Source organism: Yoonia sp. SS1-5 (assembly GCF_038443705.2).
In the GTDB taxonomy this organism is placed as follows: domain Bacteria; phylum Pseudomonadota; class Alphaproteobacteria; order Rhodobacterales; family Rhodobacteraceae; genus Yoonia; species Yoonia rhodophyticola.
This window is the reverse complement of sequence record NZ_CP151767.2, coordinates 1,515,087-1,537,260: the sequence shown is the minus strand read 5'-3', so window position 1 is coordinate 1,537,260 and position 22,174 is coordinate 1,515,087. Positions and strand designations below refer to the sequence as shown.

The 22,174-nt window shown below is 59.0% G+C and carries 22 protein-coding genes and 1 tRNA gene; 6 read left to right on the top strand and 17 right to left on the bottom strand.

All coding sequences use genetic code 11. The features are described from left to right. The first annotated feature begins 15 nt into the window (after positions 1–15). On the top strand, positions 16–819 hold the full coding sequence (locus AABB31_RS09265) for an SDR family oxidoreductase (RefSeq protein ID WP_342078418.1): 804 nt from the start codon (positions 16–18) through the stop codon (positions 817–819). Here the strand turns inward: AABB31_RS09265 and AABB31_RS09260 are convergent, their stop codons facing one another. After that, entirely contained in the window at positions 820–1,206 is a 387-nt protein-coding gene (locus AABB31_RS09260) for a hypothetical protein (RefSeq protein ID WP_342078419.1), read from the bottom strand. 116 nt (positions 1,207–1,322) lie between these two features. On the opposite strand from AABB31_RS09260, the gene hemF reads away from it, so the two are divergent. Beyond that, complete coding sequence (gene hemF / locus AABB31_RS09255) at positions 1,323–2,201, top strand: oxygen-dependent coproporphyrinogen oxidase (protein ID WP_342078420.1); 879 nt, start codon at positions 1,323–1,325, stop codon at positions 2,199–2,201. Between the two features lie 113 nt (positions 2,202–2,314). Here the strand turns inward: hemF and AABB31_RS09250 are convergent, their stop codons facing one another. Beyond that, complete coding sequence (locus AABB31_RS09250) at positions 2,315–2,710, bottom strand: hypothetical protein (protein WP_342078422.1); 396 nt, start codon at positions 2,708–2,710, stop codon at positions 2,315–2,317. A gap of 89 nt (positions 2,711–2,799) precedes the next feature. Next, a complete protein-coding gene (gene hemE, locus AABB31_RS09245; protein ID WP_342078423.1) occupies positions 2,800–3,834 on the bottom strand; it encodes a uroporphyrinogen decarboxylase in 1,035 nt (344 codons plus the stop codon). A gap of 94 nt (positions 3,835–3,928) precedes the next feature. Between hemE and hemC the strand changes: the two genes are divergently transcribed. Beyond that, positions 3,929–4,870, top strand: a complete 942-nt coding sequence (gene hemC, locus AABB31_RS09240; protein WP_342078424.1) for a hydroxymethylbilane synthase — start codon at positions 3,929–3,931, stop codon at positions 4,868–4,870. Here hemC and AABB31_RS09235 read toward each other — a convergent pair. After that, positions 4,867–5,418 (bottom strand): winged helix-turn-helix transcriptional regulator, encoded by a 552-nt coding sequence (locus AABB31_RS09235; protein WP_373635664.1) that lies wholly within the window; start codon positions 5,416–5,418, stop codon positions 4,867–4,869. The two genes, hemC and AABB31_RS09235, sit on opposite strands and share 4 nt — an antisense overlap. A 40-nt stretch (positions 5,419–5,458) precedes the next feature. On the opposite strand from AABB31_RS09235, the gene AABB31_RS09230 reads away from it, so the two are divergent. Then, positions 5,459–5,836 (top strand): VOC family protein, encoded by a 378-nt coding sequence (locus tag AABB31_RS09230; RefSeq protein ID WP_342078426.1) that lies wholly within the window; start codon positions 5,459–5,461, stop codon positions 5,834–5,836. On the opposite strand, the gene AABB31_RS09225 is transcribed toward AABB31_RS09230, so the two are convergent. From AABB31_RS09225 to AABB31_RS09210, 4 genes are all read right to left on the bottom strand, one after another. Then, positions 5,833–7,242, bottom strand: coding sequence for an FAD-binding oxidoreductase (locus AABB31_RS09225; protein WP_342078427.1), 1,410 nt, complete (start codon positions 7,240–7,242; stop codon positions 5,833–5,835). The two genes, AABB31_RS09230 and AABB31_RS09225, sit on opposite strands and share 4 nt — an antisense overlap. A gap of 69 nt (positions 7,243–7,311) precedes the next feature. After that, positions 7,312–7,388: transfer RNA gene (locus AABB31_RS09220), tRNA-Met, on the bottom strand. Positions 7,389–7,494: 106 nt separating this feature from the next. Next, positions 7,495–8,505: a cytochrome d ubiquinol oxidase subunit II gene (locus AABB31_RS09215; protein WP_342078428.1), complete on the bottom strand. Its 1,011-nt coding sequence runs from the start codon at positions 8,503–8,505 to the stop codon at positions 7,495–7,497. A 4-nt stretch (positions 8,506–8,509) separates the two neighbouring features. Further along, positions 8,510–9,898: a cytochrome ubiquinol oxidase subunit I gene (locus AABB31_RS09210; protein ID WP_342078429.1), complete on the bottom strand. Its 1,389-nt coding sequence runs from the start codon at positions 9,896–9,898 to the stop codon at positions 8,510–8,512. A gap of 179 nt (positions 9,899–10,077) precedes the next feature. Here AABB31_RS09210 and uraH point away from each other — a divergent pair, with 179 nt between their 5' ends. Continuing rightward, positions 10,078–10,422, top strand: coding sequence for a hydroxyisourate hydrolase (gene uraH, locus AABB31_RS09205; protein ID WP_342078430.1), 345 nt, complete (start codon positions 10,078–10,080; stop codon positions 10,420–10,422). Between the two features lie 32 nt (positions 10,423–10,454). Here uraH and AABB31_RS09200 read toward each other — a convergent pair whose 3' ends face one another. The 9 genes from AABB31_RS09200 to AABB31_RS09160 form a co-directional block, all read right to left on the bottom strand. Next, positions 10,455–11,423 carry an aldose epimerase family protein gene (locus AABB31_RS09200; RefSeq protein WP_373635663.1) on the bottom strand — a complete coding sequence of 323 codons (969 nt, stop codon included), beginning with the start codon at positions 11,421–11,423 and terminating at the stop codon, positions 10,455–10,457. Beyond that, positions 11,420–13,321 carry a beta-galactosidase gene (locus tag AABB31_RS09195; protein WP_373635662.1) on the bottom strand — a complete coding sequence of 634 codons (1,902 nt, stop codon included), beginning with the start codon at positions 13,319–13,321 and terminating at the stop codon, positions 11,420–11,422. Before AABB31_RS09195 ends, AABB31_RS09200 begins: the two co-directional genes overlap by 4 nt. A 39-nt stretch (positions 13,322–13,360) precedes the next feature. Further along, positions 13,361–14,188, bottom strand: coding sequence for an SMP-30/gluconolactonase/LRE family protein (locus tag AABB31_RS09190; RefSeq protein WP_342078432.1), 828 nt, complete (start codon positions 14,186–14,188; stop codon positions 13,361–13,363). Beyond that, positions 14,185–14,790: a 2-dehydro-3-deoxy-6-phosphogalactonate aldolase gene (locus tag AABB31_RS09185; RefSeq protein WP_342078433.1), complete on the bottom strand. Its 606-nt coding sequence runs from the start codon at positions 14,788–14,790 to the stop codon at positions 14,185–14,187. The genes AABB31_RS09190 and AABB31_RS09185 overlap by 4 nt, the downstream gene beginning before the upstream one ends. A gap of 3 nt (positions 14,791–14,793) precedes the next feature. Next, positions 14,794–15,705: a 2-dehydro-3-deoxygalactonokinase gene (locus AABB31_RS09180; RefSeq protein ID WP_342078434.1), complete on the bottom strand. Its 912-nt coding sequence runs from the start codon at positions 15,703–15,705 to the stop codon at positions 14,794–14,796. A 37-nt stretch (positions 15,706–15,742) separates the two neighbouring features. Further along, positions 15,743–17,824: an alpha-galactosidase gene (locus AABB31_RS09175; RefSeq protein WP_342078856.1), complete on the bottom strand. Its 2,082-nt coding sequence runs from the start codon at positions 17,822–17,824 to the stop codon at positions 15,743–15,745. 114 nt (positions 17,825–17,938) lie between these two features. After that, positions 17,939–18,787 (bottom strand): carbohydrate ABC transporter permease, encoded by an 849-nt coding sequence (locus AABB31_RS09170; protein WP_342078435.1) that lies wholly within the window; start codon positions 18,785–18,787, stop codon positions 17,939–17,941. Positions 18,788–18,880: 93 nt separating this feature from the next. After that, complete coding sequence (locus AABB31_RS09165) at positions 18,881–19,801, bottom strand: sugar ABC transporter permease (protein WP_342078436.1); 921 nt, start codon at positions 19,799–19,801, stop codon at positions 18,881–18,883. Between the two features lie 140 nt (positions 19,802–19,941). Then, on the bottom strand, positions 19,942–21,204 hold the full coding sequence (locus AABB31_RS09160) for an ABC transporter substrate-binding protein (protein WP_342078437.1): 1,263 nt from the start codon (positions 21,202–21,204) through the stop codon (positions 19,942–19,944). 165 nt (positions 21,205–21,369) lie between these two features. Here AABB31_RS09160 and AABB31_RS09155 point away from each other — a divergent pair, with 165 nt between their 5' ends. Next, positions 21,370–22,173 carry an IclR family transcriptional regulator gene (locus tag AABB31_RS09155; protein WP_342078438.1) on the top strand — a complete coding sequence of 268 codons (804 nt, stop codon included), beginning with the start codon at positions 21,370–21,372 and terminating at the stop codon, positions 22,171–22,173. Position 22,174 lies beyond the last annotated feature (1 nt).

Here is a 22,174-nt window from a genome sequence, read left to right as displayed (position 1 = left end):
GCAAGGAGGCCGCAGATGTCCTTTTCTATTGCCGGCAAGACAGCCATTGTCACAGGCGCCGCCAACGGTGTGGGGTTGGCCATCGGGCGGCACTTCACCGCAATGGGCGCCAATGTCGTCTTTGCGGATATGGACGAAAAGACGCTTGTCCATCAGATGGGGGATGAGGCGGATAAGGAAGACAATATTCGTATCTTTGCAGGCGATTTGCGCAAGAAACTGACCATCGCCAACCTGCTATCAGCGACCGTGGATGCGTTCGAACGGGTTGATATCCTTGTGAATGCATCCCGTCAGGTGATGACAACCGATCCGCTGGATCCGCAAGACAACACGCTGGAAGAGTTGTTGCAGCAGAACACGCTGACGGCGTTTCGCATGTCGCAGGCCACAGCAAGGCGGATGATCAAGCAAGCCGGTGAGGAAAGCGAAGGGCCGATTGGATCCATCGTCAATATCAGCTCCATCGCCGCCCGCCGGACACATCCGGATCTTTTGGCCTATTCGGTCAGCACCGCAGCGCTGGAACAGATGACAAGGTCCTTTGCCGTGACGCTTGCGCCGCACCGGATCCGGGTTAATGCGGTGGCCTTTGGCAGCGTGATGAGCGCAAGCCTGAAGGGCTCCCTTAAGGATCATGACACAATGCGCGAAACCATCGTCGAAAACACGCCGCTGCACCGGATTGCAAGCCCGGGCGAGGTGTCAGACGCGGTGCAATATCTTGCGTCGGATGCAGCCGGTTTTGTGACCGGCCAGATCATTACCGTTGATGGTGGCCGCACCTTGATTGATCCGGCCGCCGTGTCGGCACACTGATTATTCCGGATGCACGGCGATGCATTGCGCAATCGCCTGATTGGAACGGGATTGGCTCAGCGCCTGCCGTTCTAGCAGCGAATCGAGTTTTTTCTGTTCTTCGTTCAGGTCGATGGCGACCGGCACATTTGTGGTGATGGTGCGCGTTTCATCGCATCGGAACCGAAATGTCGTGCCATCTTCGTTGCGACCACGGCAGGTCTCGCGGACTGTTCTGACCTCTTGTTTTTGCTCAATCGCATAACCGCGCTGCAGGTTCCGCTGTGTTTCGGTCACCAGCGCGTTGATGACACGGGTATCGCGTAGCGCGACATCAATGCATTCTTCGCGGGGTGTTGCACAGGCGGCAAGGGCTGCCAGTGGCAGGATGATAAGGGCGGTCCGCATAACAGTCTCCGTTCGGTGAACCGGAAGGCGATTGATCTGGATCATCGCCCGCCGATGGGTATGGTGCAAGAACGCTAACACATCGTGTTATTCAATATCAGGGGTTCAAGACAGGAATGTCCGACGGGTTTGAGGCCGAAAAGGCAACAGCATCAGCATGGTTCCGCCAGTTGCGCGACGATATCGTCAGCGCCTTCGAAGGGATGGAGGACAGCCACCAAGGCATCGGCAGTGCCGGCCGGTTCGAGGTGACGGAAACCAAACGCAGCGCCGATGACGGAAGTGACGCAGGTGGCGGTCTGATGTCGGTCATGCGCGGTGGGCGCGTTTTTGAAAAGGTCGGCGTGAATATCTCGACCGTTTATGGCCAATTGGGCGATGCCGCGCAAAAGGCAATGGCCGCCCGCGGCGTGCCGGGGATGGCCGATGATCCGCGTTTCTGGGCCTCGGGCATCTCGCTGGTCGCCCATATGCAAAACCCCCATGTCCCGGCGGTTCATATGAACACCCGCATGTTCTGGACGCCGCATGCCTGGTGGTTTGGTGGTGGGTCAGACCTGAACCCCTGCATCGAGTATTCCGAAGATACCGCCCATTTTCACGACACCCAAAAAGCACATCTCGACCCGCACGGGGCTGACCACTATCCCAAGCTCAAGGCATGGGCGGATGAATATTTCTATATCCCGCATCGCAACCGCGCCCGGGGTGTCGGGGGCATCTTTATGGATGATTATTGCACCGGCGATTGGTCATCCGACTTTGCGCTGACCCAAGATATCGGGCGCGCCTTCCTGCCGGCCTATCTGCCGCTTGTCGAAAAACGCCGCAACACACCCTGGGATGACGCCGACAAGGATACGCAATTGGTCCATCGCGGGCTTTATGCCGAATATAACCTTGTCTACGACCGCGGGACCAAGTTCGGCCTGACCACCGGACATGATGCAAATGCAGTCCTGATGAGTTTGCCGCCCCTGGCCAAGTGGTTCTGAGCGACCCACGCGCCCCTGACGTCGCCAAAGTGCGCGAATGTCGGCAGGCTGTGCATATGCGGGTGGTCGAAGGCTGCGGCGCCATCACGTCCGAAGATTGGTATTACGGCTGATCAGCGGTCGACGCGGACGAACTTGGCCCCGCCTGTGCTGCGGGTCGGGGCGCTTGCGTCTTCTGGTGGGACAGCAGCCGCAGTGCGTCCTGACGATCGGTTGCCCGCCGCAAGATCACGCAGGATCATGCCCGCCAATGCGACGGAAATCTCGCCATCGGTCGAGCGGCTCAGCATGCGCGCGGCACGGTCGGGTGCAAAATGAACCATTGCACGCGCCACCCGCATCGCTGTCAGGTCAAGCGGATCGGGGCCAGAGAGCGGTGCGTTCAACGCCGTGCGTTCCGCACCGCTGGCCGGCACAAGCGCAAGCCAGCCGATCAAGGTGATGGCGACCGCCAGCGAAAGGCTTCGCAGGCTGTAGAAAATCAGGCGCAGGGTCAGTGGGAACCGCAAGGTGTTGCTCCGCTATGGTATCACTGAACGCTAGACGCGCTTTGCGACACTTCTATGGCGCCCAGATGCCAAAGCTTGGGTCGGTGGTTTTACGATTGACGGACCGTATCAATCATCAACTGCACATTCTCAGGATCGGCGTCCGGCGTGATGCCATGGCCCAGATTGAAAATATGTGGACCACCGCGCAGCTGATCGCAGATGCGCCGGGTCTCGGCGACCAACGCATCACCGCCCGTCACCATATGCGATGACTTCAGGTTTCCCTGCACACAGCCGTCTTTCTGCACATGGTCCGCAACCCAGGCCGCGTCCACGCCGTCATCAACGGCAACACAATCGGCACCGGTGGCCGCGTGAACACCCGCATATCTTTCACCTGCGCCGCGCGGAAACGCGATGACGGGAATACCCGGGTGGCGCGCCTTGAGGGCGGCAGTGATCTGCTGCATGGGCTTGATCGAGAAGTTCAGGAAATCATCACCCTCCAGCGACCCTGCCCAGCTATCGAAGAGTTTGACACATTCGGCGCCTGCGTCGATTTGCTTGGACAGATAGGCAATAGTGCCTTCGGTGATCCGGTTGATGATCCCTTCAAAGACGGGCCGGTTCTCGGCCTTCAGGGCATGGGCCGGACCCTGATCCGGTGTGCCTTGCCCGGCGATCATATAGGTGGCGACGGTCCAGGGGGCACCGGCAAAGCCGATCAGCGTTGTTTCCTTGGGCAATTCGGCGGATAGAATTTTGACAGTCTCGTAAACCGGGTTCAGCGTGTCATGGATCGCATCGGTTGGCTTGAGCTGTGCCAGTTCGTCAGCGGTGGTGATGGTCGACAACCGGGGGCCTTCGCCGGTCACGAACCACAGGTCAGCCCCCAGCGCCTGCGGCAGCAGCAGAATATCGGCAAATAGGATCGCGGCATCAAAACCATAGCGACGGATGGGTTGCAGCGTCACCTCGGCGGCAAGTTCGGGATTGTAGCACAATGAAAGAAAGTCACCGGCCTGCGCACGGGTCGCTTTGTATTCGGGCAGGTAGCGCCCGGCCTGACGCATCATCCAGATCGGAGGGGTCGGAAGTGTTTCGCCCGCAAGGGCCCGAAGGATGGTCTTTTTCTGCGTCATGAACTGTCCTTTTATCTGGGTCTTGTGGTCCCAATTGCCGATCTGCTTGTCAAGGGAGTTGTCAGGCCAAGTTGACACGTCTAACAATCTGATCATGACAGTGAATTTGCCGACCCCCGCCGCCTCTTTCAATATTGGCACACGTGGATCCCCGCTTGCATTGGCGCAAGCGCATGAAACCAGATCGCGGCTGATGGCGGCCTTTGATTTGCCGCAGGAGGCTTTCAAGATTTGTGTGATCAAGGTCACTGGTGACCAGATCCTTGACAAACCATTGCGTGAAATCGACGGGAAGGGCCTGTTCACCCGCGAGATCGAAGAAGCGCTGCTTGACCACAATATCGACATCGCTGTGCATTCGACCAAGGACATGCCCGTTGAACAGCCCGGCGGGCTGATTCTGGATACATTCCTGCCCCGCGAGGATGTTCGCGATGCCTTTGTGTCGCTGAAATATAAATCACTTGCGGCACTACCTGACGGCGCCGTGGTGGGCACGTCATCCACGCGCAGACGGGCGCAATTGGCTGCCCGATACCCAAAGCTGCAAGTCGTTGAATTTCGGGGCAATGTTCAGACCCGTTTGAAAAAGCTGGCTGATGGCGTCGCGGATGCCACATTTCTGGCGACTGCGGGCTTGCGCCGATTGAACATGGATGATGTGCCATATGCGCCCATATCACCCGACGATATGTTGCCCGCCATTGCGCAGGGGGCCATCGGGATTGAACGGCGCATCGCTGATGACCGGGCCGCTGAAATGCTGGCCGCGATCCATGATGCGGAAACGGGGCATCGGTTGGCTGCGGAACGGGCCTTTCTGGGTGGACTAGACGGGTCATGTGAGACCCCGATTGGTGGCTTGGCAGAAATTGACGGGGAGACGCTTTTCCTGCGTGGCGAGATCTTGCGACCTGACGGGTCGCTGGTGTTGACCGATCAGTTACGCGTTCCCGTGGGCGAGGGGGCCGCAGCGGGCGCCGCTATGGCAGCGCGCCTTCTGTCCAAAGCCGGCACCGATTTTTTCGACGCTTAGGCCCAGTTGTTCTGAGGTCTTAGGATCGTGCTGATCGCGGCACCGGTATTTGCGGCCTGATAGATCGGGCGGGGCGACCGGCGCGAGGTATCGAAACTCCGCCGTAGCCATGCTTGTTCCTCGAGCCGGTAAAGCGACTGCGACAATGCCCGGTCGGTGATGGATGGCAGCGCGGCCTTGATATCTGAGAACCGTGTCGGTGCATTGGTGATGGACAGGATTGGCACCGACCAACGCCGTCGCAGCAATGAAAAAGCTGCACCATCCGGGTTCCCCACAGCGGAGACGATACGTTTTGCAACTCTTGCCGCCTGCACGCCGCCGGGGGTCAGCCGGAACTCGGGCCGTAACGGATGGCCATGGCCGGGGTTACGCTCCACCAGTTTCAGGTCAACAAGATGCGACATGCTTGCGGCAAAGGCGGTGCGACCGGCGGGCATTTGCGACAGTAAAGCGGCCTGCCGTCCCGGAACCCCGTCATGCAGAAGCGCGAGAATGTGCAGCGACCAGGCGCGGGCAGTTATCTTGACAAGCAGATTTATGTCCATAAAGTATATTTAATATAAAATATGTCCGGAGAAAAGCATCATGCCCATTGTTTCCCTGCAAGACACGATCACGATTGCAATGTCAGTCAAGGATCGCCACGCAAGTGTGGCGTGGTATCAGGAAAAGCTTGGCTTTACCCTGTTGTATCACCTTGATGATGCGGGCTGGAGCGAGATGCAGACGCTGACCAAGGGTGTAACCTTGGGGTTCGGAGAGCAGGCAGAGCCGGCCCCGGGCAATACTGTCCCGGTTTTCGGGATAGCCGATATCGCAACCGCCCGCCGTGATCTTGAGGCCGCAAATGTGCGCTTTGACGGTCCGACCGAAACCATTGAGGGCATGGTCAGCACCGCGACTTTCTTTGATCCGGATGGCAACGCATTGATGCTTGCGCAGGACCTGTCGGGGGAAGGCTAGTCCGGTATCACCTTGCCCGGGTTCAGGATGCCTTTTGGGTCCAGTGCATTCTTGACTGCGCGCATCGCATCCAGCGCCACGGGGTCCTTGCGCCTCCGCATCGTGTCAAGCTTTGACACCCCGATCCCGTGTTCGGCACTGAATGTTCCGCCTAGCGACTGCACCACGTCTTCAACAGCCTCGACCATGCGGCCCATGATATCGGGGTCATTGCGGCTGACATAGGTGGTGTGATGGATGTTGCCATCGCCCAGATGTGCGACGATCAGCTCGGTTGCGTCCGGATCAATCGCCTTGATCTTGGGGGTGACGGCGGCCTCGAACTGGCTGATCTTGTCAAGCGGCACGGCAACGTCTGTGTTCACGAAGGGGCCGCCCTGAAATGCGATTTCGCCGGCATCCTCGCGCCGTTCCCACATTTTGCGTCGCTGCGCCTCGTTCTGGGCGATGACAGCGTCCAGGACCTGCCCGTCTTCCATCATGCGCCCAAGAATATCCTCAAGTGCTGCAACAACAGGGATCTGGCCATGCGCGTCGGGTGCGGCGTCGCGTTGTGATGTGGCCCCGACTTCGACCATAATGTTGACGTCATAGGCCGTCGCAAAGGGTGGCTCTGCCCCGCTGGCGAGCGCCAGATGCCGGTCAATATAGTTGCGCGGCATGTATTCAAAGGCCTCAACCGCCCCGCCGGTATCGTCCTGCAAAATGTTGAGCAGCATCAACGCATCATCTAGGTTCTGGACAGCGACCATCGCCGTTGCATAGGCGCGGGGCTTGGGTTGCAGTTTCATGACGGCGGCGGTGATGATGCCCAAAGTCCCCTCTGCGCCGATCATCAGTTGGCGCAGGTTCAGTCCTGAATTGTCCTTGTGCAGTGCTGACATCAAATTCATGATCCGGCCATCCGCGGTGACAACCTCTAGCCCAAGGCACAGCTCGCGGGTATTGCCGTATTTCAGCACATTGGACCCGCCCGCATTAGTGGACAGGACCCCACCGATCATGGCCGACCCCCGGGCGCCAAATGTCAGCGGGAAGATCAGGTCATGCTCATCGGCAGCTGCATGCAGGGATGACAGGATAACACCGGCCCCAACTGTCGCCGTGCGCCCTTTGACATCAATTGCGGTGATCGTGTTCAGTCTGTCGACGCTGAGCATCAGCGCGTCATCGGCCAGTGTTCCGCCCGTCAGCCCGGTATGCCCGGACACAGGCACGACAGGTGTCGCGGTTCGGTGCGCAATCTTGAGAATGGCCGCAACCTCGCCAGTGTCAGCGGGGCGCAACACCGCGCGCGGTGTTGCTGTATAGGCGCCTGTCCAGTCAGTGGCAAAAGGGGCGGCGTCCTGTCCGGTGAGCACAAATTTGTCGCCGATGATGGCCGCGATTTCGGTCAATATTGTCAATGATCACTCCCCCGGATCGTCCCTGCGTGACGCTAGCGACTTTTTTTATCCGGCGAAAGATGTGGGTGGTGGTGGCGTGGGGGAGATTTGAACTCCCGACCTAACGATTATGAGTCGTTCGCTCTAACCAACTGAGCTACCGCGCCGAACCACGACGGTCCGCTTAAGCAATGGGGGCAGGGCTGTCAAACCGTTTCTGCCCTTCTTGCCCGCAAGATGGATTGAAATCCATCCTACGCCCGATCGCCTGACTTAATCGTACCGCAACTCTGTCGCCTTGCCCCGGAAAATCGTGTAGGCAAGGATCGTGTAGCCGATGATCGTTGGCAGCACGATGCAAGTGCCGATCAGGATGATGAACAGGCTTTCCGGCGCGCTTGCAGCCGCGTAAATCGTCAGTTTTTCAGGGACAACATAGGGGTAGAAGCTATAGGCCATCCCCCCGAATGCCATCACCCATAGCGCCGTTGCCGCGGCAAAGGGGAGCCATGATAGCCGGTCGCCCGCAAAGGGCATCTTGCGCAACATCACCCACAGCCACACGACCAACAGTCCCGACAGGATTGGTAGGGGGGCGAGGTAAACCGCCTCGGGCCAACTGAACCATTTGTCGAAAATGCGCGCGCTGACAAAGGGCGTGGCCACCGAAATCGCGCCGATGCCCAGAACCAGCCCCCAGATGCCGCCCTTGGCCCAATCGACCGCCTTGCGCTGTAGATATTCGTCGGTCTTGTGAATCACCCAGGTGGCCCCGATGAAACTGTATCCAACTGTGAGGAAAGCCGCCGTCAACACCCCAAAACCCGCATGCGCCCAGGTCCAGTCCAGCCCCATGACGTACATGCCCAGCATGAACCCCTGTGACAGCGCTGTCATCAGGGACCCCGCAAAGAACAGGTTGTTCCACAGGGTCTTTTGCGGGGCGGGCGCCTTGGCCCTGAATTCGAACGCAACCCCGCGCAGGATCAGCCCGATCAGCATGATCGCAACCGGCAGGTAGAGTGCGGTGAGGATTTCCCCATGGGCCGCCGGAAACGCGACGAGCATCAGGCCGACGGCCAGCACCAACCATGTTTCATTGGCGTCCCAGAACGGCCCGATAGAGGCGATCATCCGGTCTTTTTCTTCGTCATCTGCGAAGGGAAACAGGACGCCGACACCCAGATCGAACCCGTCGAGCACAACGTAGATCAGGATCGACAGGCCCATCAGCCCTGCAAAAACGAAGGGCAGCCAGACGGCCGGATCGCCAAAATAATTCATCTGACTACTCCGCCGGAATTGCGCGGGGCTGTGCCGCAGGTGATGGGGCGACACGTGTCCCGATATCTTCGCCGCGCGACATCTTGCGGGCCAGATAGAAGATGACAAAAATGTAGGCTGCCAACAGCGCAACATAGACCGCCAGATAAGCAATCAGCGTCGACAGCACCATCGGCGCGGGCACATCAGCCACAGCCTGTTTGGTTGTCATCACGCCCTGCACCAACCATGGTTGTCGGCCGATTTCGGTGGTGTACCAACCCGCAAGCGTTGCAAGCCAGCCGCTAAAGCTCATGCCCACCAGCGCGTAGAGCATGGGCTTGGGCAGTCCTTCGACCCCACGCTTGCGCCACATCATCATGCCAATCGCGGCCCAGCTGACGACCAGCATCAGCACGCCAGTCCCAACCATCACCCGGAATGACCAGAAGACCGGTGCCACACGTGGATGCAGAATCTCGCCATCCTCGGTCACAAAATCATTCAGCCCTTTCAATTCACCGTCCCAATCATGGGTCAGGATGAAAGATGCGAGTTTCGGAATCCCGATCTCGAACCGGTTTTCGCGCGCTTCGTCATCAGGAATGGCAAAGAGGATCAGGGGGACGCCACTTGCGGTCTCCCAATGCCCTTCCATCGCGGCCACTTTCGCAGGCTGGTATTCCTTTGTGTTCAGCCCGTGCATGTCGCCAACGAGGATCTGGACAGGGATCAGCAAAGCGGCTGCAACAATTGCGGTTTTCATCGCGACACGCACGCCTGCGGTCCGGCCCCCGATCAGCCAGCGGAATGCGCTGATCCCGGCGATCAGGAAGCTACATGTCAGGAAGCTGGCCAGCACCATATGCGCAAATCGGTAGGGCATGGATGGGTTGAAAATGATCGCCGACCAATCGGTTGCATGGGCAACCCCGTCAATCATTTCAAAGCCTTGCGGCGTATGCATCCAAGAGTTCAGCACGATGATCCAGAAGGCCGACATCATGGTGCCGAATGCAACAAGGAATGTTGCTATCGTATGCAGCCAGTTTGGAACCCGGCTGAAGCCGAATAGCATGATGCCCAGGAACACGGCCTCCAGAAAGAAGGCGGTCATGATTTCATAGGCCAGAAGCGGTCCCGCGATATTCCCGACGGTTTCCATGAAGCCGGGCCAGTTCGTGCCGAACTGAAAGGACATTGTGATCCCTGATACCACACCCATTGCGAATGACAGGGCGAATATCTTGACCCAGAAGCGGTAGGCTTCCATCCAGCGTTCCTGGCCGGTTTGGTTGAACCGGATCTTGAAGAACAACAATACCCAGCCCAAAGCGATGGTGATCGTCGGGAACAGGATATGAAACGAAATATTTGCCGCAAACTGCATGCGGGATAGAATGAGAGTGTCCATAACGGCCGTGGCCTTTCTGTACGATTCTTTCCGTGTTACCGCTGATATAGCTGCCGAAGCCTTAACGTCAGGGGGGGTGCGACAGCAGAGCGCGGTTCTTAGAACCTCTCTAAACTGCTACAGCATACCGGGCGGATTGTGAATTGACGCATCAGGCCTGCAAAAGAGGAGACGGACAGATGACGGGGTTCTTGACCACCCATGTGCTGGATACAGCAAACGGCATTCCCGCAGCGGGTATGCGGGTGGATCTGTATCGCATCGTTGCTGACAGCCGCGAACATGTTGTCCGGATGGTGACGAATGCGGACGGGCGCACCGATACGCCGATTCTGCCACAGCCCAGTTTTGCAGTGGGCCGTTACGAGCTGATTTTCCAGGCTGGTGCCTATTTCGGCCTATCCGAAAGCCCGGCATTTCTGGATGATATTCCGATCCGGTTTGGGATCAGTGATCCGGCCTCGCATTACCATGTTCCGCTGCTTGTCTCGCCCTTCAGCTTTTCCACTTACAGGGGAAGCTGAGGCACCATTGGCAGGGCCCGCAGACCGTTGCCTCAGGTCGTCCGGAACCGCCAGGTCGTGATCTGTTCGTAGGGGGCGTCAGGCGTCACGATAATGGATGGAAAGTTTGGGTTGTTCGGCGCGTCGGGCCAACACTGTGCCTCGATTGCCAACCCCTCATATGTGCCGCGCCCCGGCCGGTTGGGGACCCGCCCGTCGTAGATTTGAACGCCCGGTTCCGTGGTGCTCAGGATCATTTGCAGACCGGATTTCCCGGTCAGCCACAACACATCCTGCAAAGGGCCCCGCTTGTCGCTGACGCAAAAGTTCTGGTTGAAGACATGTGTTTCCGGGTTGACGACCTGCCCGGTGCGGAAATCCATCGGCGTGTCAGTGACATCTGCAATCTCGCCGGTTGGATAGTCGTGTGTCGTCCCCGGCAGGACATGATCCGCCGCGACGCGCAAGTGATGCCCGGCCCAGGTGTCGGACCCGTCCAGGTTCCAGTAACTGTGATTGGCAAAATTCATACAGGTCTTGGCATCGGTGGTACCGGTCACGGTCATTTGCAGCGTGGCGCGGGCGGTGATCTTGAAGGTCACCCGGATATCGCGATTGCCCGGCAGACCACACATGCCGTCCGGCAGATGCAGGCCAAGCGTGACGGCATCATCGGCCCGATCAATCAGGTCCCAGACCTGAAGCTGGGTTGCCTGTGCGCCGGAATGAAGATGGATCTGGCCATGTTCGTTCCGTTCAAGCTCGTACATGATCCCGTCCAGCCGCACGCGCGCATTGCTGATCCGGTTTGCGATGGGGCCGATCAGGCTGCCATGATAGCGCAGGGTGCCCTCGTAATCCGACAGATGGGACGACCCAAGGGTCAGCGGATGATCGACCCCCTTCAGATGCAGCCCCTGAACGACGGCCCCCCATGTCAGCAGGTTCAGCGACAGATCCCCGCCCGAAAGGCTGATCTGGTGGACATCTTCGCCTTTGGCACTGGCCCCGAACGGTTTCATCGGCTTTCCCAATGCACCCCGGCGGGGGGGATGGTGATATCTTTCCACGGCAATGATTTGGCCGCATAGTTAAAGACAAAACGATGCGTATCAGTGTCGCGAATGCGTAGGCCCTTGGGCAGGACATGTGTTTCGATGTCCTGCTCTTTGCAGAGATCTGTAATGATCTGATCAAAGCTTTTGTCGTCAGGCCATCCAGCAAGATAGCGCAGATTCTTGCCGCCCATGATCGCTGGCCGCCCATCTGTCGTTGTCAGATAGACGGTGTCTTCCCCCTCAAGATGCTCAAACCAGTGCCGGAACTGGCCTTTGTCTTGCAGCTTGACCTTGGCCAGCGGTGGCAGGCTTTCTGTCAATGCAACCTTGGTATCCAGACCAGGCAGGTCAGGGCCAAGCGGGACAGGAATGCTCAGCTCGTCTGTCTTGGTATCGGTACGGGGCCCAATCAGGGCGAGGCCTTGAAAGGCACGCAGCGCGGCCTTGAGCCTGTCACTCAATTTCATGATGCCCGGCGCCAGAACAAGTTTATAGCCGGACAGGTCCGATGCGTCGGGGGGCAGGATATCAATATTCAACCCCGCGCGGCGCAGGGCGCGGTAGGCGGCGAAGGCCAGGCGGAACATATCAAAATCCGCGCCCTGCGGTTGGATGTCCCAGGCCCAGGCGCTTTCATAGTCAAAGATCAGGGCAACATCCGCCTGCGCCGTACCCACCGGTGGCATGGTCGCAATCTCATCGGCGACTTGCCGTGCCTCGGCCAGTGCAGGGGCAGCTTCGCTATCAGGGCGCAGCAATCCGGCATGCATCTGTTCCTGCGCAAATGGGGCCTGCCGCCAGCGAAAATAGCAGACGGTTTCGGCACCGTGGGCAAAGGCCTCCCACGCCCAGAGACGGGCCATGCCGGGAAGCGGGGCCGGATTATAGGGCGCCCAGTTCACCGGGCCGGGTTGCTGTTCCATCACCCACAAACGGCCTTTGCCAACCGCGCGGTAGAGGTCGTGGTGAAACGCCTGATTGTCCGGATGGCCTTGCCGCAGAAAGGCTTGCTTTTCCTTGGGCGTTCCTTCGATCCGATCCGAAAGGAAGCCAATAGGGTAACTATCCCATGAGGCAATATCCAGATCATTGCCGACCTTCCAGTGATCAAAAGTTGTGATGCGGCCCATATAGTTATGGATCAAAGCTGCATCCGTATGCTTTCGCAGCTCATCAACCTGAACCTTGTTAAAGGCCACAACCTGATCGGAACTGTAACGGCGAAATGCCAGCTGGTGGGGGTGATTGGGTTCGGTCACCGTCAGGTTCGGAAGTTCGATTTGATCGAAGGTGTCATAGTCCATCGACCAGAAGACGTTGCCCCAGGCCCGGTTCAACGCATCGGTCGATTGGTACCGCTGTGCCAACCAGTCCTGAAATCCGCGCTTTGCGTCGTCGGAATAGCTTAACGTCGTGTCGTGGCAATCATATTCGTTATCAATCTGCCAGGCGGCCACATGCGGGTTCCGGCCATAGCGTTCGCCCATCAGTCGGGCGATCCTGCGGCATTCCTCGCGGTATCCCAGATGGCTGAAATCATAATGTCTGCGGGACCCGAATTTGCGGACATGCCCGTTGGCGTCAACCGGCAGCATGTCGGGATGCTTGTCGATCATCCAGCGGGGCGGGGTTGCGGTGGGCGTTCCAAGAACCACCTTCAATCCTGCCTCGCCCAATACCGCGATGGCCCGGTCAAGCCAGTCCCATGTCAGCGTGCCGGGGCTTGGCTCCATCCGGGACCAGGCAAATTCACCGATACGGACCCATGACAGGCCGGTTGCAACCATGCGGGCCGCATCATCGGCCCATTGGGTTTCGGGCCAGTGTTCTGGATAGTAGCAGACGCCAAGTGTGCGTTTCATGAGGTGCCTATCGGGATATCTGGGCAGGTTGACGAAAGATCACAGAATGACTTGATGCTCGGCCTGGCCAATCGTTTCGGTTTCGACTGCAAAGGTTTTTCCGTCATCCGGACCAGCAGGGTCCAGCCCCACAGCGGCCGAGGTGCAGTAGAGCGTTTTCAGATCCGGGCCGCCAAATGCCGGGCAAGATGTCTGCCGGGCCGGGAAGGCGATCGCCTGCATGAATGTCCCGTCCGGCGCATATTGCGCCACCCGCGAGGCCCCCCATTGGGCGTTCCACAGGCATCCGGCCGCATCCACAACTGCCCCGTCGGCCCCAAAATCCGCGCCGGTGACGTCGATATGCACCCGCGCCTGCCCCTTGGGCCAGCCATCCTGATCCAGTCCAACGGCCATGATCTTGCCGGTTCTTGTGTCGGTGTAATAGGCCGTCTGCCCATCAGGGGCGAAGCAGATCGCGTTGGACACGGTGATATCGGGGATGATCTTGCGCAGCTCGCCCCTGAAATAGCGCCAGATGGACCCGGCCTTTTCTTCGGCATTGATCCCCATCGTCCCGATCCAGAAACCGCCCTGCGGGTCCGCGCGACCGTCGTTGGACCGTGTCACAGGGTTATCCGCCTCAAGCCCGCAGATTTTTTCGTGCTGGCCGGTGGCGATATCAAAGCGGCTGAGTGCTGTTTGCGAGGCGATCATCAACGTATCATTGTCCACCCAGCCCGCAGCCGACACATATTCGTCAAACTGCCAGTGTTGGCCCGGCCCAAACAACCGCTTGCCCAGAATGTCGAACCAGAAAAAGGCCTTGCGGCCCGGATGCCAGAGCGGACCTTCACCCAGCGCACAAGGGGTCGCATCGTAGATCATGCCGCAGCTGCGTCATAGGCCGCCACCATATCACGCGCGCGCGCGGCGACATCGGCGACGGACAGGCCGGGTTTGAACAGGGCAGACCCAATGCCGAACCCATCAGCCGAGGCCGCCATCCATTCCGCAAAGTTATCAGCACCTGCGCCACCCACTGCATAGACTTGTGTGCCAGCAGGCAGGATCGCCCGGATGGCCTTGATCCCTTCGGGGCCCAGCAGACTGGCGGGGAAAATCTTTAACCCATCCGCGCCGGCCTTGAGGGCCGCGAAACATTCGGTCGGGGTCATCACACCCGGCCAGCTTTGCATCTCTGCGGCCTTGGTGGCGGCAATGACACGCTGGTCGCAATTGGGTGAGACGATCAGCTTTCCGCCAGCCTGAGCGACCCGTCCGACATCATCCGTGGACAAGACCGTGCCTGCCCCGATCAGCGCGTCGTTCCCGAATGCGTCAGCCATGGTCTTGATGCTGTCAAACGGGTTGGGCGAGTTCAGCGGAACTTCGATCCGGGTGATCCCGGCCTCAATCAGGGCCGCGCACATTGGGACGGCCTCATCAGGGGTGACTCCACGCAGAATTGCGATCAGCGGGCGGCTCATATTTTATCCTTTCAAGCGTCCATAAGCCGCCGTGAGGCCGGCAATGGTGATTGCGTCTGCTTTGACCTGGGTGGCCGGGGCTGACAACGTTGCCAGCGCATCGACGTATAGCCTGGCGATATTTCCAGCGCCGATGACGGCGATTTGCTGACCCAGCCAGTAGGGTTTTGCGGCGGCCAGTTCCGTGCCGATCAATAGCCCCGACAAGCGCGCGCGGGCGGTATCGCCGGACATGCCATTGACCAGCCCTTCGGCGCGAAGGGAAAACAGCCGCGCGCCGATACGTTCAGGGCGGGCGACGGCATCTGACAGGCCTTCAAGAAAGGCGGCTTCATCCCAGCCCTCTGCAGGGATCGAATGGCGCAGCACGGTATGGGTGGAAATCGTGGCAAAAAGCTCCCCGGTCATGAAGGTCTGGAAACTGACGATCTCGCCGGCGCTGACATGCACCCATTTCGTATGTGTGCCGGGCAGGCAGATCACGCCGTCCCAGTTCGGGTTGCGGGCAAGATAGCCCGCGATCTGCGTTTCTTCGCCGCGCATCACGTCGGCAGGGGCATCCTGTTTGATCCCCGGTATGATCCGGACGGTCAGCCCGTCCTTCTTGGTTGGGGCGGTGGCAAACCCGTCGGGAAGTGCGGGACAGGGGACGGTGGCATAAGGGGCCTCTGTCCAGCCTTGCCGCGATCCGACCATGCCGCAGGCGACAACGGTCGTGGGTCCGTCGATCCATGCGTCGATCACACCCAGCAGGGCTGGTTCAAAACCTTCCGGTGTCAGTTTGCCCATACCGAGGTCGGACCGGTCCTCTGCCAGGATCGTGCCGGAACTGCGCATCGCCCATGCGCGCATGTTCGACGTGCCCCAATCGACTGCGATCCAGTCTGCCTTGATCCGTTCCATATTCTCAGTCATCCATTGGTGCCAATCGCCAAACGCATATCAGCGATTGTCACAGCTTTTCTCCCTCAAGAACCCACATCCGTTCCGGAAATGACCACGGCAAAACCAGACCCGAGCGCATCAGGTAGGTGCCCGACAGGTCCAGCGCCTTGTCCTTGAGCGCGGTGGCGCCGCGCGACAATGTGGGCGCGGTATCGCGGTTGATCAGGCGCACCCGGTAGGTCGCGTCCGGGTCCAGTGCCGTCAGACGCAGCGGGCGCGGGGCGATTTGCGCGCTGGTGGCGGCTTTGCCCGCAAACACCACAAAGCGATCCTTGTCACGGGCCAGCTGCTGTTCGGCGATCACCGCGGGATCCGCACTGTCCAGGCGCAGGATATCGGCGGTTTGCAACCAGTCGCGATGATGTTTCCACCAACTGGTGACTTCTGTCAGCACGGCGGTTTCATGCTCGGTCAGCTCGCGCGGATCCATCTCGAACCCCATATGGCGCTGGGCAGCGACCCAGGCCCGAAAGCTGATATCCAGCGTCCGGCCGGATGTATGGCAATGGCGCGGGCCAACATGGCTGCCGGTGACTGACAGCGGAAGGAACAAGGCCGCATCATGCTGGATACGCAGCCGTTCCAGCGCGTCATTGCTGTCGGACAACCAGACCCGTTGGGTGCGTTGCAGAATGCCGAAATCAATGCGCCCGCCGCCAGAGGCGCAGGTCTCAATCTCTACATGAGGGAAATCTGTCCGCAGCCGGTCGATCAGAGCGTAGGATCCCCGGGTCTGGGCCGCGTCTGGCATGGGCAGCACGCGGTTATGATCCCACTTGATATAGTCGATATCATTGTCCCGCAGGATCGCGGACATGCGGCTATAGAGAAAATCGCGCACCTCGGGGAGCGCCATGTTCAACGCTTTTTGCTGCCGCCCAAGGGTCTGGTCCTCGCTGCCAAGCGCCCAGTCCGGATGGGCGCGGTGGATATCACTATCCTCGTTGATCATCTCGGGTTCGAACCAGATGCCAAAGGTCATGCCCTGCTTGTGAACATGCTGGATCAGCGGGGTCAGCCCGTCGGGGTATTTCCGCGGATCAACCTCCCAATCTGACAGGCTGCGGGTGTCGTCATCGCGATTGCCGAACCAGCCATCATCCAGCACGAAACGTTCGGCGCCCAATGCGGCGGCCCGATCGGCAATGTCCTGCAGCACATGCAGTTTGTGATCGAAATAGACGGCCTCCCAGCAGTTGTAGTGCACGGGTCGCGGGGCGTCGGGTTTTGGCCAGGTGATGATCCGGTCCCGCAAATGGCGCTGGAATGCCACGGCACATCCGTTCATCCCACGATCAGAATAGGCGATGTACAAGGGGGCTGTCTTGAACTGGGTTGCGGCCTCGGTTTCCATCCGGGCGGCATGGCCCCATTGGATCTGGCGGCGCCCGTCCTGGAGTTCCTCGGCGATCATCTTGTGTCCGCCAGACCATCCGTAGTGAAAGGCGTAGACCTCGCCCTCTGTATTCGTGGCACCCCGGCAGGGGACAATCAGACCGGGGAAATGTTCGTGCCCGGTCCGGCCGGTGCGGTTCTCGCGGTAGCGCATGCCGGGGGCCCAGGCGGTGCGGGACAGCTGGAATTCACCACACCAGCGGCCAGAGACATCAATCATCTCGTCCGATTGCTGCGGGCCGGGCAGGACCGGCGCGGCCAGCCAGTGCAGATGCACGGGCCGGGTCGCATTCAACGTGGTCTGGCAGGTGATGATCCGGGTGTCGTGATCGCAGGCAAAGTGGAACACCAGCGTCAGGCCGTTGCCTTCATCCACGTAAGTCAGTTCCAGCGTGCCGTTCTGCTCGGCGCTTTCAAAGCAGAACTTGGGCAGCAGCGGGGTGCCGTCCGTGTCCCGGACAATCAGGCCGGGCTGACCGGGAAAGCTGCGTGTTGCCTCTGGGCTGATCGACAGATCCGGATTCTCGTCAAGCATCCCGCCGGTCACATCAATGATGGCGGCGGCGTGCATGGTTTCGAGATCCTCATCGGCGGGCAACGTGGCCCCCCAATAGACCACCTGCGGCAGCCGCTGATTGGATGCGGTCAGAACAAGCGTCTGGCGTCCGTCGTCAATGCGCCAGGCGTGGCGCATCCGGGCTTCTTTGCGGTTGATTTCGCCCAACGGCAAACCAGTCGCGAGGGCGACATCATTGCCGCCCCCAATGTTTTCAGTCGTGGAAGTCATGTACTGGGCTCCGACCCGGTATTACTTGACGGCACCCAATGTGAGCCCGGCAATAAAGTGTTTTTGCATCAAGAAGAACATGGCCACAGGTGGCAAAGCAGCCACGATGGAACCGGCACTCATCAAATGATAGGCAGCACGGAATTGCGAGTTGAATTCCGTAATCCCCGCAGTCACGGGCTGCGCGTCCGGCCCTTGGGTCAATACGACAGCCCAGAAATAGTCGTTCCAGATGAAGGTAAAGATCAGCACGGCCAGCGCGGCCAATGCAGGTTTCATCAGCGGAAGCACCACAAACCAGAAGATCCGCCACTCTGCCACACCTTCGACGCGCGCGGCCTCGATCAGTGGGAAGGGCAGGGCGCGAATGAAGTTCCGCATGAACAGGGTGCAGAACCCGGCCTGAAACGCCACATGGAACAGGACCAGCCCGGTCTTGGTATCATACAGGTTCATGTTGATGGTCATGTCGCGCACAGGGACCATCAAAATCTGGAATGGGACGAAATTGCCCGCGATGAACATGAAGAAGATGAAAAGGTTGCCCTTGAACCGGTAAACCCCCAGCGCAAAACCCGCCATGCAGGATAGGGCCACAGCCCCGATCACCGTTGGGATCGTGATCAACAGCGAGTTGACCAGATAGCGCGGCATATTCGATTCAAAGAAGACCCGCCCATAGTTGTTGAAGGCTTCAAAGCTGCTTGGCAGCCCCCAATAGTTGCCATTGGTGAAATCCGCATCCGGCTTGATCGAGAACATGGCCACAGCGATCAGCGGCAATAGCCAGACAATCAGCGCAAAGGGCAGGATGGCCTGGTAGGTCAGCTGCCACTGGCGCGAGGTTTTTTCAATTGGTGTTGGAAACATCTTAGTTTTCCCCCCGTCCGCTGAGACCTGTGGCGGTGTATTCTGTCAGGTTCGGGGCCGCGCCCCAAACCGGTGTCATGCATGCATTGGTCATCAGCGTCCCCCCTGATCGTCGCGCCACATCGAGTACAGGAAGTAGACGATGAACCCGAGCATGATGAAGAACAGGACCACTGCAATCGCGGCGCCATAGCCCATGCGGAACCCGAACTCGGACAGCGATTCCTCGAACATGTAGAAGGACAGCACCCGGGTTGATCCGAAAGGACCACCATTGGTCATCACGCTGATCAGGTCAAAGGACCGCAGCGCACCGATGATTGTCACAACGAACGCGATGAATGTGGCCGGTTTCAGCTGCGGCAGGATCACGTACCAGAGCATCTTGTAGCCCTTGGCGCCATCCAGCCGTGCGGCCTCGACCTGCTCGGGGTCAACCGCGTTCAGGCCGGTCAGATAAAGGATCATGCAATAGGCCGTCTGCGGCCAAAGGCCCGCGGCAATGATCCCGTATGTTGCCAGCGTAGGATCGCCGAGGATGTTCACAGGCCCCGTGCCAAAGATCGCCAGGATCGCGTTCAGCAGCCCTTCACGCGGCAGGTAGAACCACGAGAATACAAGGCCCACAACAACTTGCGAGATAACGAACGGGAAGAAGAAGAGCGACTTGTAAAGCCGGATGCCCCGCACCGTCTGGTTCAGGAACAAAGCGATGAACAGGCCCGCCGGAATGGCCAGCAGATACAGGATCAGCCATTTGATATTGTTCCAGAAGGAAACCGAGAATTTCCGGTCGTCAAATAGCAGGCGTTCATAGTTGGCTGTCCCAACCCATGTCGCCTCGCCCAGACCATCCCATTGGTGGAAACTGATCCAGAAACTCTGCGCAATCGGAATGATAACATAGACGCTGAAAAACAGGATGGCAGGCAACAGGAACAACCACGGGGTCACCGCAATCTCGTTGCGTTTGTACCAGCTTCGTTGGACGCCCGTATCGGTAACGGCTGTCATGTCTTTGCCTCCCCTCAGCTAACACATGCGAAAGCCCGGCTTGTTGTGGGCTTGCGGATGGGTTGGCGGATCGCCCTCACCCCGTGCAAAGGGAGAGGGCAGGTAAGGGCGGGTGTGGTTACCCGCCCAGATCATTTGGCTTACTGGTAGATCCGCTGACGCGCGTCTTCCAGGCGGGCCAGGATGTCATCCAGGTTGTCTGGGAACACCATGAACTCCTGCAGGCCTTCCATGCCGACACTTGCCATCTCTGCCGGGAAGTCGCGGTCAAAGAACTGCGCAACGCCGCCGGTGGCATTGCTGGACAGCATCTCAAAGCCCTGCTCGAGGAACTCATCCTTGTCGACGCCGGAGTCCGCATTGACCGGAAGCTGACCAAGCGCGTCACCTGCGTTGATCTTGGTCTGAACATCGGCTGATGTGACGAACTGCAGGAACGCACGGGCGTTGTCCTTGTTCTCGGCACCGGATGGGATGTGGAATGTATCGGTCGGGGCGTCTTCACCCATCTCGACATCCGCAATCTTCGGGAACTGGTAGAAGTCGATCTGCTCGTCTGTCAGGCCGGCCTCGCGCAGTGGTGGCACCGCAAAGTTACCGATCAGGTAAGCTGCAGCTTCGCCATCGGTCATGAAGTTCAGCGCTTCCTGCCAGCTATAGGACTGGTGATCTGGAATGTAGCCGCCCATGTCGATGATCTTGCGCCAGTTGGCGAAGGTTTCACGCACGCGGTCATCGGTCCACTCAACTTCGCCACGGGCAAGCTGCATGTGGAAATCAAAGCCATTGGTCCGCATGTTCAGGTAATCGAACCAGCCACCGGCCGTCCAAAGGAACTTTGTGCCGATTGCATAGCAGGAGCGGCCGCTGTCGACGATTTTCTGGCAGTTGGCCAGTTCTTCGTCAAATGTTGTCGGCTCGCTCAGGCCCAGCTCGTCAAAGATGTCTTCGCGGTAGTAGATACCCCACTGGTAGTATGTGTAGGGAACACCCCACTGCTTGCCGTCCAGTGTCATCGCACCCTTGACGCTGTCCAGACCCGGCAGATCGCCGTTCTCGTACATGTCAGAGATATCTTCGAACAGACCAGCCTCGACATAGGGGCCCATGCGGTTGGCGGCATACCAGTTCACAACGTCCGGCGGGTTCGCACCCAGCGCATTCCGGATCTGTGTTTTCCACGCTTCGCGGTCAACAATGGTCAGTTCGATGTTCAGATCAGGATGCAGTTCCTGGAAATCTGCGACAAGCCCTTCCATCACGGCGCGCGGGGCCGGGTTCGACATGTCGGATGTGATTTTCAGATCGCCTGACAAGGCTGCGTGGCCATCGGCCATCGCGGAAGTTGCGGCAATGCCAGCAGTAACGATCGCCGCGAACGACGATTTCAAAATGGAATGCATGGTGTCCTCCCAGTATGCTTCCGTGGTCAAAACAAGTCTCAATATATGAAACTTTGTTTTGGATATTGATACTAAACCGCGACTCGGCTACCGTTGTCAACAGTCCAAGGCTGCACCGGAGAGGAGACCGGTGTCAAAGACTGCCTTTCGGACGGGGGAGGATTAATGGGACGGGTGACCGGTGACGGCACAGTCGGGAAAGCACTTGAAGTGCTTGATCAGGTTGCTGATTTCGGGCGTCCTGTGCGCTTTAGTGAATTGCTGTCGCAATCCCCTTTCCCTAAACCCACGCTTTACAGATTGGTGCAGGCGCTGACCAACCAGCAGATGCTGGCCTTTGATCCCGACCGGCAGACTTATGCGCCCGGCTTGCGGCTCGTGCGCCTTGCGCATGCGGCCTGGGAACAATCCACATTGGCCCCGATAGCGCGCCCGCATGTCGAGGCGCTGAGCAGGGCGGTCGATGAAACCGTTCACCTGGCCCAGCTTGATCACGCGCAGGTTCTTTATGTCGACAAGCGCAATGCAGGCCAGCCTGTGCGCATGTACAGTCAGGCCGGCAAGGTCGGACCCGCCTATTGCACCGGGGTTGGAAAGGTCATGCTGGCCTTCTCGGATCCTGATGTCATTGACGCTATCATCGCCCAGCAATCCTTTCACGTTTTCACCCCGAACACCTTGACCGGCCCCGAAGAGTTGCGCGCCGAACTGGCCGATATCCGCGCCAATGGTTACGGGTTCGACCGTGAAGAACATGAGCCGGGCATTATTTGCGTGGCGATGCCGATCCGGTCCGAGACAGGCCGGGTGCTGGGCGCGCTATCGGTGACCAGTACAACCAGACGAACGAACCTCGCAGGGTTAGAGGGCTACGTGCCAATCCTGCGGGACACCGTCGAAAAGATTTCGACAGAGGCTCAAAATTGGAGCTTCCCCCATTACGACCGAAAAGAAACAGCAGGGATGTAAG

Bases quoted from the DNA above. Each gene is read 5' to 3' on its own strand.
- AABB31_RS09265 (WP_342078418.1), top strand. From the start codon at position 16: ATGTCCTTTTCTATTGCCGGCAAGACAGCCATTGTCACAGGCGCCGCC.
- AABB31_RS09260 (WP_342078419.1), bottom strand. From the start codon at position 1,206: ATGCGGACCGCCCTTATCATCCTGCCACTGGCAGCCCTTGCCGCCTGT.
- hemF (WP_342078420.1), top strand. From the start codon at position 1,323: ATGTCCGACGGGTTTGAGGCCGAAAAGGCAACAGCATCAGCATGGTTC.
- hemE (WP_342078423.1), bottom strand. From the start codon at position 3,834: ATGACGCAGAAAAAGACCATCCTTCGGGCCCTTGCGGGCGAAACACTT.
- hemC (WP_342078424.1), top strand. From the start codon at position 3,929: ATGACAGTGAATTTGCCGACCCCCGCCGCCTCTTTCAATATTGGCACA.
- AABB31_RS09235 (WP_373635664.1), bottom strand. From the start codon at position 5,418: ATGGACATAAATCTGCTTGTCAAGATAACTGCCCGCGCCTGGTCGCTG.
- AABB31_RS09230 (WP_342078426.1), top strand. From the start codon at position 5,459: ATGCCCATTGTTTCCCTGCAAGACACGATCACGATTGCAATGTCAGTC.
- AABB31_RS09215 (WP_342078428.1), bottom strand. From the start codon at position 8,505: ATGAATTATTTTGGCGATCCGGCCGTCTGGCTGCCCTTCGTTTTTGCA.
- AABB31_RS09210 (WP_342078429.1), bottom strand. From the start codon at position 9,898: ATGGACACTCTCATTCTATCCCGCATGCAGTTTGCGGCAAATATTTCG.
- uraH (WP_342078430.1), top strand. From the start codon at position 10,078: ATGACGGGGTTCTTGACCACCCATGTGCTGGATACAGCAAACGGCATT.
- AABB31_RS09200 (WP_373635663.1), bottom strand. From the start codon at position 11,423: ATGAAACCGTTCGGGGCCAGTGCCAAAGGCGAAGATGTCCACCAGATC.
- AABB31_RS09195 (WP_373635662.1), bottom strand. From the start codon at position 13,321: ATGAAACGCACACTTGGCGTCTGCTACTATCCAGAACACTGGCCCGAA.
- AABB31_RS09190 (WP_342078432.1), bottom strand. From the start codon at position 14,188: ATGATCTACGATGCGACCCCTTGTGCGCTGGGTGAAGGTCCGCTCTGG.
- AABB31_RS09185 (WP_342078433.1), bottom strand. From the start codon at position 14,790: ATGAGCCGCCCGCTGATCGCAATTCTGCGTGGAGTCACCCCTGATGAG.
- AABB31_RS09180 (WP_342078434.1), bottom strand. From the start codon at position 15,705: ATGACTGAGAATATGGAACGGATCAAGGCAGACTGGATCGCAGTCGAT.
- AABB31_RS09175 (WP_342078856.1), bottom strand. From the start codon at position 17,824: ATGCGCCACGCCTGGCGCATTGACGACGGACGCCAGACGCTTGTTCTG.
- AABB31_RS09170 (WP_342078435.1), bottom strand. From the start codon at position 18,787: ATGTTTCCAACACCAATTGAAAAAACCTCGCGCCAGTGGCAGCTGACC.
- AABB31_RS09165 (WP_342078436.1), bottom strand. From the start codon at position 19,801: ATGACAGCCGTTACCGATACGGGCGTCCAACGAAGCTGGTACAAACGC.
- AABB31_RS09160 (WP_342078437.1), bottom strand. From the start codon at position 21,204: ATGCATTCCATTTTGAAATCGTCGTTCGCGGCGATCGTTACTGCTGGC.
- AABB31_RS09155 (WP_342078438.1), top strand. From the start codon at position 21,370: ATGGGACGGGTGACCGGTGACGGCACAGTCGGGAAAGCACTTGAAGTG.